Below are 14,992 nucleotides of genomic sequence, written 5' to 3' on the forward strand. Positions count from 1 at the left end.
TCTTTTTCAATTAGGGGGATATACATATGAATAAAAAAACTTTTTTAACATTTTTAACGATACCCGCTTTATCGCTTTCACTTGCTGCATGCAGTTCTTCAGACGACAGCGGTGACTCAGAGGACTCCGGCAACAATGAGGAATCTTCTGAAAACAGCGAATCTGTGACGGTAACAGATGGGTATGACAACGAAGTAACACTTGATGAAACACCGGAAGATGTAGTCGCCCTTGAATGGGTTTATGCGGAAGACTTGCTAGCTCTGGGCATGCAGCCTGCCGGTATCGCTGACCTGGACGGCTATAACGATTACTTGGGTGACATCGAACCTTCGCCTTCTGAAGACGTCCAGGACGTCGGCACTAGACAGGAGCCTAACCTCGAGCGCATTGCCGAACTTGAACCCGATTTGATTATAACTGCCGGCTACCGCCATGAAGGTATTAAAGAAGAGCTTGAAGAAATTGCACCGACGCTGATGTATAATCCATATCCTGCAGAAGGAGAAGGCAATCAGTACGAAGAGATGGAATCAACTTTTGAAAGTATCGCCACAGCTGTAGGAGAAGAAGAGCAGGCGGATCAGGTGTTAAATGATCTTGACAGCACTTACGAAGACCTGTCCACGGAAATTGAAGACTCCGGCCAGGATGATGAAGAAGTACTGCTTTCCCTTTCCTATTTGGCTAACGAAAATGTAACGTTCCGTCTGTTCGCCGACAATTCGCTTGCTGCCCAGACGATGGAAAAGATTGGCGTCGAAAATGCATATGAATCTGAACAATTTGAAGAATATGGCTATACAGAAACTGGCGTCGACGCTCTCGAGGATTATCAGAACGAAACGTTTATAGATATCCCCACACCGGAAGACGATCGTGATAACATTGAAGAAACGCTGAATAATAATGAAGTATGGAACAGCCTTTCTTTCGTCGAAAACGATGATGTTCACCGTCTCCCGAGCTCTACTTGGCCTTATGGCGGTCCGCTTTCATCCGAAGTATTCGCTGAAGAGGTTGCAGACGCTTTAACAAATGAGGAGTAATTATGAATTCGCCTTTCGTTTCAAGAGCTGTTCTGCTGTATACTAGCGGAGCAGCTCTTCTCTTGCTGCTAGTATATCTGCATCTTGTGCAGAGCACCGGTACTTTTTCAGTTCGTTCCTGGTGGGACCTTCTTCAGAATACCGAATCTACAGAAAGCAGTATTTTCCGGACTGTGTATCTGCCGAGGATCGTTATCGGCATACTTTCCGGTATAGCTTTGGCTGCTTCGGGCGTTATTTTTCAAACTATCACAAAAAATCCTTTGGCAGCGCCGAGTACCTTAGGCGTCCATGCTGGAGCCTATTTTTTTATCGTTGCTTTTGCTACAATACTGCCGGACTGGCTGGGCCTAAGCGGATTCATTGCTGCATTTGTCGGCGGGTGTCTGGCAGCATTAATGGTGTTTACGATGGCCGGCGGCCTTGAAGCTACACCGGTCCGGATGGCCTTGGCCGGGCTCGTACTTTCTATCGCCTTTTCATCATTTACTGCTGTTCTGCAAATATTCTTTGAAGTGCAGACAGCCGGCCTATTCTTATGGGGAAATGGCACTCTTGTGCAGCAGGATTGGAGCGGGGTCCGCTTTGTGTTTCCTGTACTGATTGTGCTTTTGTTTCTGGTGTTCTTTTACGCTCCCCGCCTCGATATCCTGCTTCTCGGTAAAAACCAGGCGGCTACACTTGGAGAAAACGTACGGGCTACGCAGGCATTGATGTTTTTTCTTGCCGTAGGCCTTACTGCCATCGTCGTAAGTGTTGTTGGGCCCATAGGCTTTATCGGCCTGGTAGCACCTCATTTGACACGATTGATGGGCTATCAGCTTCATTCCAATCTTCTGTTTGGTTCCATGCTTTGGGGGGCTGTGCTCCTCATCGGGGCCGACGTGCTTGGAAGAGCAGTCGACCCTTCCCTCAGCGAGCTCCCAGTTGGTGCTGTTACCTCGATAGTCGGTGCTCCGTTTCTCGTGTGGCTGATTTTAAAGCACCGGGGCTCTTTTTTCGGCACAGAGCAGCAAAGTGCTATTGGGGGTGGGCGTAAAAGGCGGGAGCTGAAGTACCCTGTCGTTTTAGCAGGTGCTGTAACATTTACCGCTCTTGTTTTTTATGTGGGATTAGCGGGTGGAGCCACGGGATTCAGCTTTGTGGACACCTGGCAGGCCCTCTTCACAGAAGAAAGCAGCGGCCAGCGGTACATTATATTCGACTTAAGGCTCGGACGGCTTTTAACGGCGCTTACAGCTGGCATGCTGCTTGCACTAAGCGGCATGCTGTATCAGGGTATTCTGCGCAACCCCCTCGCAGATCCTTCAGTGCTCGGGGTGACTTCAGGAGCAGGCGCGGGTGCTCTGTTTGTGCTTTTTCTTTTCAGAGACATTCCAGCTGCCTTTATTCCGGTTGGCGCTATTGCCGGGGCTTTCGCAGCGGTAGGTGTGATTTTGTTTTTCTCCTGGAAAACTAAATTTCACCCCGCCGTCCTGGCACTTCTCGGTATCGCCCTGTCCGCTGTGGGCGGCGCCCTTTCACAAATTATGATAACCCGTTTTAATTTAAACGCTGCCGCTGCTTTAACATGGTTGTCCGGCAGTACGTATGCGACTGGCTACGAAGAGCTTCAGCAGTTTCTGCTGCTTCCGCTTGCCGTAAGCATACCGCTTGCCTGGTATTTAGCGCCTTCCTTAAATGTGCTTGCGCTCGGTGACCAGACAGCGATCGCTCTTGGCGAACGTTTAACCTTTGCCCGCTGGGCCGCCGTACTGCTTGCCACCTTCTGTGCTGCAATGGCAGTAGCTGCCGTTGGTACGATTGGCTTCATCGGGCTTGTAGCGCCTCACTTAGCCCGTATGCTTGTCGGACAGGATTACATGCGCATTTTTCCAGTAGCCCTGTTTATCGGCGGTTCTCTTCTTGTGTTTTCCGATACGATCGGACGCACCGTGCTCGCTCCTGATGAAATCCCATCGGGGCTCGTAGCTGCTGTGATTGGCACTCCATTCTTTTTATGGCTGATGCACAGAAGCTCTAAATCGTAATAACCATGCAGAAAGAAAGCCAAGAACTCGTAAAAGGAGCTCTTGGCTTTACTTGTTTTAATTTGTCTGTGATAAGTCCGTTGCAGAAGCAGGGGCGCGCTCGATTAAATCATACGTCATACAAAGCGGTTTGCCGCTCTTTGGATCGGTTACCACATGGGCATCAATGCCAAATACCTGCCTGAGTACATTCTTACAGATAACGTCATTAGGGCAGCCAATACACTGTACTTCTCCGCTGCACATGGCAATTAAATGATCGGAAAAGCGGGCAGCATGATTTAAATCATGGAGCACCATTACAATCGTTCGGCTTTCTTTCTCATTCAGCTTTTGAAGCAGTTCAAGAACCTCAAGCTGATGGGCCATATCCAGGTAAGTAGTCGGTTCATCGAGCAGCAGCAGGTCTGTATCCTGGGCAAGGGCCATTGCGATCCAGGCCCGCTGGCGTTGGCCGCCGGACAGGGAATCGAGCGTGCGATCTGCAAATTCTAAAACTCCAGTGTCTTTCATAGCACCCTGAATAGCCTCGCGGTCCTCTGAAGTTAATTTCCGGGTACGCTTGCGGTGTGGATGCCGGCCGAATGATACCAGCTGTTCCACTGTCAACGTAAGCGGAATATCCGGAGTCTGGGCAAGCATTGCCATGTTTTTGGCCACATCTTTTGTTTTCATTTCATGAATGGATTTGCCGTCTAAGTACACGCCTCCTTCTTCAGGGGTCAGTATACGGGACAGGGATTTCAGTATCGTGGATTTCCCACAGCCGTTTGGCCCAATAATAGAAGTAATTTTCCCTTCGGGTATGTCAACGCTGATGTTTTTCAGGACTTGTTTATTTTCGTAAGAAACGTCTACTTGCTCTGCTTGAAGTCTTGCCACCGTCGCAAGCCCCTTTCTTTTCTGCAATCTTAATCTTATTCCAGGCCGTTTATAAAATTGATAATGATTTTCATTTAAAATTATAACGATTTTGAGTTAAAATAGCAAACAGATGGACAAATTTATTATGGAGGCGGATGCTGCTATGACTCTTCGTGAACTTGATCATAAGCTGGACATGTTAAAATCGGATTATGTACGCATACAGGGGGATTTGGAAAAACTAGAATCTTTCGGAGGCAACACAGACGGCATTATGCGCGAACTCGACATTCTTGAAAAGGAAATGCACGAGATTAATACACAAATCCGGGAATACAATAAATAAGCGGGCCAGTCGCGGCCCGCTTTCCTGTTACGTTGAATTATTCCTCTAAATATCTCCTCGCACCTGCATACTCATCTGCATACCCGGAATCCTCCAGGTTTACGATTTCAACCGTGCTCCGGGAATTCGGCGAATGAATCATGTCGCCACCGCCGATGTACATACTGACGTGGTGCACCCTTCCTTCCCCATTATCATAGGCGAAAAATAAAAGATCACCCGGCTCCAGTTCTTCTTTTGCTACTGGATCACCTTGCTCTGCCTGTACACTGGAATCTCTCGGAATTTCGATGCCATTAGCAGCAAAAATAGTATGCGTGAACCCTGAACAGTCAAACCCAAATCCAGACATACCCGCCCACAGGTATGGGAGGCCGAGAAACTTTTTTCCGTCTGCAATAATATCTTTTGCCTCAGGTGTTGGAATAGCTTCTTCGCTATCGTATATTTCGATATCTGAGGCATCGATCCACTTATTTCCGTCCGACGGAGTAGCTACCAGTACCTCTCCTTGATGCTTTTTAACCACCGGTAAACGGGTATTATAGCTTAGCTTTTTATAATCTTTTCTGCCTTTTTTATCATAAGTTAATTCTGCGGTCGGAGAAGTAATGAGCGCGAATGGTGCATCTTCTAATTCTGCCATTCGATTACTATCAACTATTTGTTCTTCCGGGACCCATCCGGGATAACCCAATTCATTTCTTGGAGTTTCCTGGCCTTCCGCTGCTACTTTTACCCATCCATTCCTTTTTTCAAGAACGTGCACCTTTGAACCAAATAATGCCTGGCTTTCCAGATTTCCAACAAGCCAGAGCTTGTCATCTACGTTCATAGACGCTGTCCATTCATTCAGGCTAGCCGGATTGGAGGCTGAGGGGCGATCTATTTCCCGGAGAATATCCGGTTCCGTCCACATCGTCATTGCACTCACATCTGTATAAGCCGTCTCATTTACCTCTGCTGCATTCGCAGAGCTATTCGTGAAAAGTGCTCCTATGACTGTAATCATAACAACTGTAATTCCGTGAATTTTCTTCATCGCACTTCCCCCTCTTCATATTTGGTATGCGTTCTTTTTGCAGGATTCATAGCCTTTATATGATGTCCTTCAAAAGATACAGCAGTAACAGTAGTTTCCTGAAGCCATTTTGGAGCATCTAAATCCACCATTTTAATATTAGGATGGGCAAGTGCAAGCTCAGCTGCCGGCGAGGCGCTTACGATTGATTCCATCATACTGCCCATCATGCAAGGAACATCCGCTGCTTCTGCAATATCAGCAATTTTCCATGCCTCCAGCAGACCACCACATTTCATAAGTTTAATATTTATCATGTCGCAGGCATGCTGTTCGATGAGTCTGAGTGCGTCTGTGTATGTTTTGCAGCTTTCGTCCGCCATAATAGGTGTCCTGGTGGATTCTGTAACTTTTTTTAAACCAGCCCAGTCATTCGCTGCTACAGGCTGTTCTATAAAATCTAACGGAATTTTTTCTTTTTCGAGCTGGCGAATAAATGCTATCGCCTCTTTGGATGTCCACCCCTGGTTGGCATCAATTCTCAGCATGACACCTTGTGGAAGCACTTCAGCTATAGTGCGGATTCTTTGATGATCTTTTTTTAGATCATCTCCAACCTTCATTTTCAGATAGCGGAAACCTTCGTTTATATACTGTTCTGCTGTGTTTTTCATTCGTGCTGGTTCTTCCATGCTAATTGTCATATCGTTTTCAAAAACAGATGGTGTCCCTCCCAGCCACTGCAGAAGGCTGCAGTGGCTCTGTTGAACAAACGCATCTATGACAGCCATTTCCACTGCCGCTTTTGCACTGAAGTTTCCGTAACAACTCTCCTTAAGTCTGCGCACATTTTCCTGCAGAGCTTCGCTTTGTACTCTTATGAGAGCCTCTGCGGCCGGACCGTTGACAACAGCTTCTATACTTGGCGGAGATTCTCCCGTTACTGCAAGAGCCGGAGGCGCTGCTCCTTTTCCTACAGTGCCGTCTTTCAGTGTTACACTTACTTCAACATTTTCGATACTTGTAACCGTCCTTACGGAAGTAACAAACGGACGGTCCAAAGGAATAATTTTTCTTTTCGTTTCAAGAGAAACTATTTCCATTCAACATCCCACCTCCTTAAATTCTTGATAAGATTTCCGCCACCGCGACACCGACCACTGTGCCCATAAATGAGCCTATTAATGCCATCATTACGCCTATTGGAACCAGAGTACGGCTGAAGGCTCCTGCCAGCACCGGAGCAGAGGCCATACCACCAATATTGGCCAGACTGGCGATGCCGAGGGTAAAGAGGTCAAGCCGGAAAAGCTTTGCCAAAAGCAGCATGATAGCACCGTGAAAAAATAAAATCATAAACCCGGAAATAATATAAGCCGGAACTTCGGCAATATTTGAGAAATCTGCGTTGGAGGCAATTAGAGCGATGATTGTATAAAGCATCAAATAACCTATATCCATTGTTCCCGTTAGCCTGGCAACCGGTGTTACAGCAAGACCCAAACCCAACACGGTAACAATTAATATCGTCCACGTTGTTGCATTCACAGCATTTCCAGCTTCGGGAAGTGTATTGCCTACTGCGATGGCAAGAGAAGCCACCAGCATGGAAAATCCTAAGCATAAAATAATTTCCACGTATGTCAGAGGTTTTGTTTCTTTTTCTTCAAGGGACAAATTGTATTGCATCTGATCAATGCTTTCTGTGTTCGCTTTTGTAAACCGGTTGAATGCGAATTGGAAAGGCACGAGCCAAAATAACAGCATTACCCAAAACGAATAGTTTACCGTATCCATAATTAGAGCATAGCCGAATAAATTCTCAGGCACTTCCAGTATTCCCTGAAGCGCTACAAGATTGGCTGAACCTCCTGTCCACGAGCCGGCCAAAGCTGCAAAAGCCTTCCAGGTTTGTGTATCTAAAAATCCCTGCATAATATAATATGTAACCGTAAAACCACCAATAATACTAATCACAGCTACAACGTAGCTAAGCAGCATTTTTGGCCCCAGCTTGATAATCTGCAGAATGTTACAGTTTAGTAAAAATAGAAATATCATTGCCGGCAGCAAAAGGGAACGTATGCCTGAATTTAACTCACCGAGAGCCTCTGAGCCACTGAATACCCCAAAGGTGTTTAACAGAGCCGCAACGATGTAGATGAGCACCACTGTAGGTACGTACTTAAAAAATTTACTTTTTGTCGCTTTTTCCGTACCTACGAGAAGTGCAACCATGGCAATCAAAACACTAATGTAAAGAGCTCCGCTTTCTATCATGCTGAATAACCTCCTTTAGATTGTTGAATATAAATAAACCCAGCAAAGAGAAAAGATCTCTTTGCTGGGTTTTATCCGGTAAGATAAAGCAGCACGGCTTACATATCAGCCTTTATTTGCTTATACTTTAAACTGGCGTTGCGCAGGGCAACTATCATCGCTTTCTGGGACGAGCCATGATAACGTTTTTGAATAATCTCTACCAGATGCTCACTTTCCTGAATCGAAGCTCCTGCGAATATTTCTTTTACAAACCGGGCTGTTAAAGAAAGAATAGCAGAACATTCTGCCTCCAGGATTTCATCCGTTAGAGTATCCACTACAAATCCAATAAAAAATACCTGGTATTGTTCAGTGATAGGATTATTCGAAGGAGATTTAGCCTCTCCCACAATGTAAATAGTATTCTTATTGTACAAATGCTTTTCACCACCTGATTGCTAAAAGAAGAACGCTTTGGGTAAAGGTTCCTTTTACCAGAGGAGTAATATGTTTGAAAATTATGATATCGTACTTTTCCGGATTACGCAATTCTTATTTTTATTTATCTTTCGCTTTTAAACCTTCAGTCAGTTTCCTAATGCTGAAAAAGGGAAAGACATAGTAGAGAAAGATACGAAGATTTAGGAGGAGTAGTATGTCACAAGTTGAAAATATTTTATTTAACCAACAGCATATAAGCAACCACATTTTTAAAAACAAGCTGATTGTCGCTCCGATGACACGGATTAGCGCAGATGACGATGGTACGCCGAATGACCGTATGCGCAGATACTATGAGCGTTATGCTCTCGGCGGCTTTTCCGCTGTTATTTCGGAGGGGATTTACACCGATGAAATCTACAGTCAGGGATACGCCAATCAGCCCGGACTCGCCAATGAACGTCATCAGGAAGGATGGAAGCCGATTACTCAAGCAGTCAAAGAGCATGGAAGCAAAATGATCGCCCAGCTCATGCACGCCGGTGCCCAGTCCCAGTATAATCAGTACACAAGTGAAACAGCTTCCGCTTCTCCCGTGCAGCCTCCCACTGAAAAAGTATCTTCCTACGGCGGCCAGGGAGCTTTTCCCGTCCCGAAAGCTATGGACAAAAATGATATGGATACTGCTAAACAGGGGTTTGTACAGGCAGCCCTCCGCGCCGTAGAAGCAGGATTCGACGGTGTAGAGCTTCACGGGGCGAATGGCTATCTGCTTGATCAGTTTCTTTCTGAATCCACTAACAAACGTACAGACCAGTACGGCGGTCCTGTAGAAAACCGCGTACGCTTTCTTACTGAAGTCGTCGAAGCTGTGCGCAAGGCTATCGGTCCAGTGCCTGTTCTTGGCATCCGTATTTCGCAGGCCAAAGTTACAGATGGCTCTTACCGCTGGCCGGGAGGGGAAGCAGACGCCACAGTCATATTCTCCGAGCTCGGGAAGACGTCACTCGATTATATTCATACTACGGACGGCGACGGCCTCGGCGACGGCTTTGGAAATGACACCTTAAGCATGGCCCAGGCGGCTAAAGAATACAGTGGCCTGCCCGTCGTTGCCAACGGAAATCTGGGAGATCCCGAAAAATCCTCCCATGCCATTAATGAAAGTGCTGCTGATTTTGTTTCTCTCGGCAGAACTGCCCTGGCTAATCCCGACGCTCCCCACCGCATACTCCACGGTCAGTCAATGAACAGCTTCGATCCTTCTCTTATTATGCAGCCGCTTGCTAATGTGAAGGAAGCAGAGCTTGAACAAAACATCTTCAAAGAATAAAAACAAGGAGAGGCCGGCTTGGCCTCTCCTATTGTGCAGGGGTTGCAGAAACAAGAAATCGTATTTTTTTCTCCCCTAGCTTAATTTTTACAGGCGTTTCCGTATAAACCTCTCCGTCGGTGTCTGCCTGCTTTACTGGATCAGTAGTCAACTCAATATCTCTGCCAAGCACGTGCTCAATAGGACTGTTTTCATTGTCAATTTCCTTAGTCCCCATTGTTGCAAAAAATTCTCTCATCAGGCTGTTGCCGCCTTCCGGGATAATGAAGATTTCAAACTGCTCGTCCTGCATCGAAGTGTCGCCTACCGGTACCTGGTTTGTACCGATGGAATGACCATTCATGATCAGAATCATTACCGCTTCCCCACTGTAGTTTTCTCCGTCAATTTTCATTTGATAAGAAAAAACTTCCGGATTCTGAACAGTTTGCAGCGTGCTGATAAAATAGCTTAACTTTCCGATAGCGCCTTTTAAGTTTTCATCAATGTTTTCCGACGTTTCCACAATCAAGCCTATCCCGTAAAAATTAGCAAAGAAACGCTCATTCATGGATCCTATATCGATTTCTTTCGTATTTTTTTCAAGCATATCTGTCATAGCCCGTTTTGGATTCTGTGCCAAACCGAGAGATCTTGAGAAATCATTACAGGTGCCGTACGGGAGCACACCTACATCAGGGGCGTACGGTGACTTCATCAATCCGTTGATGCTTTCATGAATTGTCCCATCACCGCCGGCAATAAATACCGCCTCTACCTGTTCATCTATCGAAGCGCATGTTTCACGCACATCGTCTTTGGATTGTGCCTGTCTGATGACCAGCTCCACAATGGAAGTACCCCATACCTGGATAAATGTATTTAACTGCTTTTGTTTTTCATTAACGTCTTTGTTTCCGTTAATAATAAGTAAAGCTTTTTGATACATATGAACGTCTCCCCTATCCTGTCAAATACACGGCTTCATATTTAGAAGACGCTAACCGTATATTCCCATTTCCAGAGAGAAAAAAACAAGGGAGATGCTTGCTATTTGCAATGCAGAATCATCCTTCTCGTGCCACTATATAAATTTGACCAATACATGCGTTCTGCTTCGGGCGGGCAGGGCTGGCGTCTCCATACCGATTTCATGCTTGCGCTTTCCGTATATGTCAAAACATGTACTTCCTTCGGGTTTTTTCCGGTAAGCCAGGCCCCTCCTTTTTCGAGAGAAATAAACTGTGCTCCCTGCAGGGTTTTTATGTTCCGGTAAGCCTTCAGGCATTCATCCATCAAAGCTGCATACAGTACAACTTTTTGCGACTCCTGTTCCGGCGAGGAAATACCGATTTTTTTCCAGTGTTTTTTTACACACTTTACTACATCCAGCTGACTCTCAATCTGTGCTCCTGTTAATTCTTTCATTGCACTCTGAATAATAGAAATAAATAAATCGTCAATTTCAGGCGCTATTCTTTTCGCATGATGCTGTTTTTTCATTTCTTTACCGCTCCTTCATTAATCACATTTTTGAAGCATCGGACACTTTGCACACACTTCGTCACTGTTACTCAATGCTTTATAAATAGAACACCAGGACCTTTTCGCATAACAGATAGGTACATTTTGATTTTTGGCCCGTTCCTTTAACTTGGCGGAAACATTGTGATTGATGAAATCAGTAAGCACAAGCACCAGATCAATATTTGGCGGAATTTCCTTTTGCACCATTTTTACTTTGCGCCCGCTGACATGCTTGATATCCTGAAAGCCTAATTCTTTTAACCGGTCGGGAATGGCCCCCAGTCTGTCCGCTCCAATGATCATCAACCCGTCCATGTTTATCCTCCTATTTGAAAATTATTCTCATTTGTTATGTATAGTTTATTGAAAACGATTCTCAATGTCAATGTTTATTCCTGAGTCCGAAGTTTTTATTCTGTCTTTATGTGGAATATACTTGAGAGAGTATGCCGCCAGTCAGTCAAAAAGGGAGGTACTTGCATGAAAAGCCGCGAAGAAGTTCATATAGAAACATTTACCGTGGAAGATGACGGTACAATACCTAATCATCCTAGTTTTCCTGTGCTCGTTTATGAACAAACTGTCCCCGGCTCTGAGGATGTTAAAGAACTTTTTAATAAAAATAACTGGCTGGGAGCATGGAAAGGAAGTGTATTTAAATATCATCATTATCACAGTAATTCGCATGAGGTGCTTGGCTGCGTAAGTGGTTCCGCCCTTTTGCACATAGGTGGCGAACAGGGCCGGCAGCTTAATGTAAAAGACGGCGACATATTGATTCTTCCCGCTGGATACGGCCATAAGCTCATTGAGCAGAGTGAAGACTTTGCAGTTATTGGTGCTTATCCAGGCGGCTCGGATTATGATATGTGTACCGGTGACCCTTCCGAGCGCCCGGAAAAAATTAATAATATTTACCGCGTTCCTCTACCCGATTCCGATCCCGTTTTCGGCTTAGACGGACCACTATTTACTTATTGGAAAAACTTTTCATAAACGAAAGGAAGCTAGTATAAAATGGCGACGAAAACAAGACAAATACTTTTACACGAAAGACCAAAAGGCCTGCCTGATAAAAACACATTTGCATTTAAGCATATAGAAATAGGTGCTCCAGCTGAAGGAGAAGTTCTTCTTCAAATGATTTATATTTCTGTGGATCCTTATATGAGAGGAAGAATGGACGACCGCGAATCATACGTCCCTCCTTTTCCGCTTCACAAACCAATTGCCGGCGGCGCCATTGCGAAGGTAGTTGAAAGCCACGACGATTCTTTGAACGAAGGTGACTACGTGACCGGCAACCTGCCGTGGCAGCAATACGTTAACGTGAGTGCTTCGGATGTACGGAAGGTCCAGGCGGAAGCAGCCCCGGTTTCTGCGTATTTAAACGCTGTCGGCATGCCTGGACTCACTGCTTATTTCGGCACACTCAGCATCGGTCAGCCTAAGCAGGGAGAAACGTTCGTCATTTCCGGGGGGGCCGGCGCTGTCGGTTCACTTGCCGGCCAGATTGCCAAAATGCAGGGCGCCCGGGTGGTCGGCATTGCGGGTACTGATGAAAAACTGGATTATATGAAAAGCATTGGCTTTGATGAAGTGATTAATTACAAAACAGAGGATTTAACAAAAGCCATCAAGCGGACGTGTCCCGACAAAGTAGACGTATATTTCGATAACGTCGGAGGCGAAATGAGCGATATTGTGCTCGATCATTTAAATAAATTTGCCCGTGTGGTCCAGTGTGGAGCGATCTCTACTTATAATGATCCGGACAATTATGGGCCGAGAGTCCAATTCAAGCTTATTAAATCAAGCGCTTTGATGAAGGGCTTCATTGTAGGCGATTACGCTGATGAATTTGAAGAAGCAACCAAACAGCTTGCAGCCTGGGTAGCTTCCGGGGACCTGCAGTATGAAGAAACAATTCTCACCGGCTTTGACCGTATACCGGAAGCATTTATCGGCTTGTTCACCGGCCGAAACACGGGCAAGCTGCTCGTGGATGTTTCCCAATAAAGCCAAAACTCCGCTGCTTTCACACACCGCAGTTGGTGCATTACAAAAAAGCCGCCTGCCCATAAATTGGACAGGCGGCTTTTTTATACTCTCATTAATTTAAGAATGGGCCCAAAGGTTTCCGAACAGTCTCTTTTCCTCTCGACTGTTCCTTCAGTTCTTCTTTCTTTTTTACTTCATGGTTGCTTGGGGGACTCAGGCTGAGAATTTTGTCTCCTGCCTCAGGCTTTATTGCATTATCAAGAGCAAAGAATTCCAGACGTCCGGTCGGTTTTTGGATGCCAATCAGCACTACATCCTCCGCCCGGTCATTTAAATACGACTGGTACGGATATTCTTTTGTTAAAGACGTTAGTTTAAACACGTAACCCGCGTCTACTTTCCAGTTCAGTTCTTCAAACGTCGCGCCTTTTTCGAACAGAACACGGCCACCGACTTTTCTCATCAGCTCATCGGGTTCATTCCGGTCTGATTGATGCCAGCTGAGCTGAAACAGGTCCTTTCTTCCGAATTCAGGAACAAAGGTGGTGCACACCAGCGAATTATAGGAATCCCGGTCGGTAGCGGCGACAATCTTATTATACGGAGTCATGTCCAGTGAATACTCCGACTGCTCGGAAAGAATCTCTCCCCGGTAGTAAGCAATTCCTGCTTTACGGGCGTTAAACAAATGTTCAAATGAAGAGTCGGCGATCAATACCGGCACATTCATTTCCTTCAGCTTCTGGGCAAGGCTTGTCGTGAAGGAGCTTCCTCCTACAAACAGAACTCCCGGAAGTCCCTCTTTTGAAAGGTTTAACTTTCTGGCAAGCGGACCAATCGTAAACCCATGGAAGCATACAGTCGCAAACACGAGCGCAAACGTAAGCGGGGTAATAATGGAAGCCCCGGCGTAGTTGTATTCTTCAAGCACATTCGCAAAATACCCTGCTACCGTCAAAGCCACAATCCCCCGCGGAGCAATCCAGCCGATAAGAGCTTTCTCCCCGAATGTTAAATCGGTTCCCATGGTCGACAGCCAGATCGAAAGCGGGCGAACTAAAAACAGCATCAAAAGAACGTAAGCAATAATTTGTGGATCGAAAATCTGCATCAGCGTAGCCCGGTCGAGTGAGGCTGTCAGCATAATAAATATACCCGAAATCAGCAGCACAGAAATATTTTCTTTAAAGTGCTGCATATCGCTGATGGAGCTGATATGAAGATTTGCAAGCGTCATTCCCATCGCAGTGACGGCCAATAGTCCCGTTTCATGCATGACCACATCCGAAATGACAAAGCTTGCAATCACCATCGACAGAACGACCGGAGATTTTAGAAACTCCGGCACATGTCCACGTTCAAAGGTCCATCCGATAATTCTTCCGAAAAGAATCCCCAGAAAGACAGCAAACAACGAGGCCATAAAGAAATTGACGAGCGAGACGAAGGTGGACTCTTCGGAAGTAAAGGTGCGGATAATTTCAAACGCAAACACTGCCAGGAGAGCACCAAACGGGTCAACGACAATCCCTTCCCATTTAAGTATTCGCGCCGGCCTCGGCTTCAGCTTGGCCTGCCGGAGGAGCGGAAGAATGACAGTAGGGCCCGTAACGATCAGCAAACCACCGATAATAAAGGATACTTCCCATGATAGCCCAGCCACAAAGTGGGCTGTTAATGAACCAAATATCCAGGCCAAAAGAGCTCCTATTGTGATGATACGATATACAGGCTTTTGAAGCCCCTGAAGTCCCCTGAAATCAAGATTCAGGCTTCCTTCAAATAAAATTATAGCTACGGCAATCGATACGATGGGACCATATAGATCGCCAAATGCTTCGGAAGGATTAATCAGGCCAAATATTGGCCCGATCAAAAGCCCGGCAACAGACATAACGACTATGGCCGGCAGCCTGGAGAACCAGGCAAGCCACTGAGAGCCGATTCCGACGGCACCGATCAGCATTAGTTGAAACAATAGAGAGTCCAGCATACTATTTTCCCTTCTTTCCACTCCCATTTTTTATCTTTGGGTTTAATCTTGTATGTAATTCGTATTCCTTTCATTTTTTAATCACTTGAAATAAAAAGATACTATACTAAACCCTATCGTTTCAATCAAAGCAGTTTATAAAAATA

At 45.8% G+C, this 14,992-nt stretch carries 15 protein-coding genes; 6 read left to right on the forward strand and 9 right to left on the reverse strand.

Annotation, left to right across the window (positions count from 1 at the left end; genetic code table 11):
* Positions 1 to 26: 26 nt before the first annotated feature.
* Both Q9M42_RS08195 and Q9M42_RS08200 read left to right on the forward strand, forming a co-directional pair.
* Positions 27 to 1,049, forward strand: coding sequence for an ABC transporter substrate-binding protein (locus Q9M42_RS08195; RefSeq protein ID WP_322526005.1), 1,023 nt, complete (start codon positions 27 to 29; stop codon positions 1,047 to 1,049).
* 2 nt (positions 1,050 to 1,051) lie between these two features.
* Positions 1,052 to 3,079 carry an iron ABC transporter permease gene (locus tag Q9M42_RS08200; protein WP_322526006.1) on the forward strand — a complete coding sequence of 676 codons (2,028 nt, stop codon included), beginning with the start codon at positions 1,052 to 1,054 and terminating at the stop codon, positions 3,077 to 3,079.
* Between the two features lie 57 nt (positions 3,080 to 3,136).
* Here Q9M42_RS08200 and Q9M42_RS08205 read toward each other — a convergent pair whose 3' ends face one another.
* Positions 3,137 to 3,961 (reverse strand): ABC transporter ATP-binding protein, encoded by an 825-nt coding sequence (locus tag Q9M42_RS08205; RefSeq protein ID WP_322526007.1) that lies wholly within the window; start codon positions 3,959 to 3,961, stop codon positions 3,137 to 3,139.
* 145 nt (positions 3,962 to 4,106) lie between these two features.
* Here Q9M42_RS08205 and Q9M42_RS08210 point away from each other — a divergent pair, with 145 nt between their 5' ends.
* A complete protein-coding gene (locus Q9M42_RS08210; RefSeq protein WP_322526008.1) occupies positions 4,107 to 4,289 on the forward strand; it encodes an SE1832 family protein in 183 nt (60 codons plus the stop codon).
* A gap of 37 nt (positions 4,290 to 4,326) precedes the next feature.
* Here the strand turns inward: Q9M42_RS08210 and Q9M42_RS08215 are convergent, their stop codons facing one another.
* The 4 genes from Q9M42_RS08215 to Q9M42_RS08230 form a co-directional block, all read right to left on the reverse strand.
* A complete protein-coding gene (locus Q9M42_RS08215; RefSeq protein ID WP_322526009.1) occupies positions 4,327 to 5,331 on the reverse strand; it encodes a C40 family peptidase in 1,005 nt (334 codons plus the stop codon).
* The gene (locus Q9M42_RS08220; RefSeq protein WP_322526010.1) at positions 5,328 to 6,413 is read right to left on the reverse strand and encodes a dipeptide epimerase; all 1,086 of its coding nucleotides are present in this window, start codon (positions 6,411 to 6,413) and stop codon (positions 5,328 to 5,330) included. Before Q9M42_RS08220 ends, Q9M42_RS08215 begins: the two co-directional genes overlap by 4 nt.
* Before the next feature lie 16 nt (positions 6,414 to 6,429).
* Positions 6,430 to 7,590 carry a DUF819 family protein gene (locus Q9M42_RS08225; RefSeq protein ID WP_322526011.1) on the reverse strand — a complete coding sequence of 387 codons (1,161 nt, stop codon included), beginning with the start codon at positions 7,588 to 7,590 and terminating at the stop codon, positions 6,430 to 6,432.
* 98 nt (positions 7,591 to 7,688) lie between these two features.
* Positions 7,689 to 8,009 (reverse strand): DUF3870 domain-containing protein, encoded by a 321-nt coding sequence (locus tag Q9M42_RS08230; protein ID WP_091616040.1) that lies wholly within the window; start codon positions 8,007 to 8,009, stop codon positions 7,689 to 7,691.
* 218 nt (positions 8,010 to 8,227) lie between these two features.
* Here Q9M42_RS08230 and Q9M42_RS08235 point away from each other — a divergent pair, with 218 nt between their 5' ends.
* On the forward strand, positions 8,228 to 9,346 hold the full coding sequence (locus Q9M42_RS08235; protein WP_322526012.1) for an NADH:flavin oxidoreductase: 1,119 nt from the start codon (positions 8,228 to 8,230) through the stop codon (positions 9,344 to 9,346).
* A gap of 28 nt (positions 9,347 to 9,374) precedes the next feature.
* Here the strand turns inward: Q9M42_RS08235 and Q9M42_RS08240 are convergent, their stop codons facing one another.
* The 3 genes from Q9M42_RS08240 to Q9M42_RS08250 all read right to left on the reverse strand — a co-directional run bounded on the left by Q9M42_RS08240 (position 9,375) and on the right by Q9M42_RS08250 (position 11,167).
* Positions 9,375 to 10,274: a diacylglycerol/lipid kinase family protein gene (locus tag Q9M42_RS08240; protein ID WP_322526013.1), complete on the reverse strand. Its 900-nt coding sequence runs from the start codon at positions 10,272 to 10,274 to the stop codon at positions 9,375 to 9,377.
* A 101-nt stretch (positions 10,275 to 10,375) separates the two neighbouring features.
* A complete protein-coding gene (locus Q9M42_RS08245; RefSeq protein WP_322526014.1) occupies positions 10,376 to 10,828 on the reverse strand; it encodes a hypothetical protein in 453 nt (150 codons plus the stop codon).
* A gap of 18 nt (positions 10,829 to 10,846) precedes the next feature.
* Positions 10,847 to 11,167, reverse strand: a complete 321-nt coding sequence (locus Q9M42_RS08250) for a DUF2325 domain-containing protein (RefSeq protein WP_091616031.1) — start codon at positions 11,165 to 11,167, stop codon at positions 10,847 to 10,849.
* Between the two features lie 165 nt (positions 11,168 to 11,332).
* Between Q9M42_RS08250 and Q9M42_RS08255 the strand changes: the two genes are divergently transcribed.
* Together Q9M42_RS08255 and Q9M42_RS08260 are read left to right on the forward strand one after the other, a co-directional pair.
* The gene (locus Q9M42_RS08255; protein WP_322526015.1) at positions 11,333 to 11,848 is read left to right on the forward strand and encodes a cupin domain-containing protein; all 516 of its coding nucleotides are present in this window, start codon (positions 11,333 to 11,335) and stop codon (positions 11,846 to 11,848) included.
* A 21-nt stretch (positions 11,849 to 11,869) separates the two neighbouring features.
* On the forward strand, positions 11,870 to 12,871 hold the full coding sequence (locus tag Q9M42_RS08260) for an NADP-dependent oxidoreductase (RefSeq protein WP_322526016.1): 1,002 nt from the start codon (positions 11,870 to 11,872) through the stop codon (positions 12,869 to 12,871).
* A gap of 94 nt (positions 12,872 to 12,965) precedes the next feature.
* On the opposite strand, the gene Q9M42_RS08265 is transcribed toward Q9M42_RS08260, so the two are convergent.
* Positions 12,966 to 14,846, reverse strand: a complete 1,881-nt coding sequence (locus tag Q9M42_RS08265; RefSeq protein WP_322526017.1) for a cation:proton antiporter — start codon at positions 14,844 to 14,846, stop codon at positions 12,966 to 12,968.
* Positions 14,847 to 14,992 lie beyond the last annotated feature (146 nt).

The organism is Marinococcus luteus (genome assembly GCF_034497705.1).
Classification (GTDB): Bacteria; Bacillota; Bacilli; order Bacillales; family Marinococcaceae; genus Marinococcus; species Marinococcus luteus_A.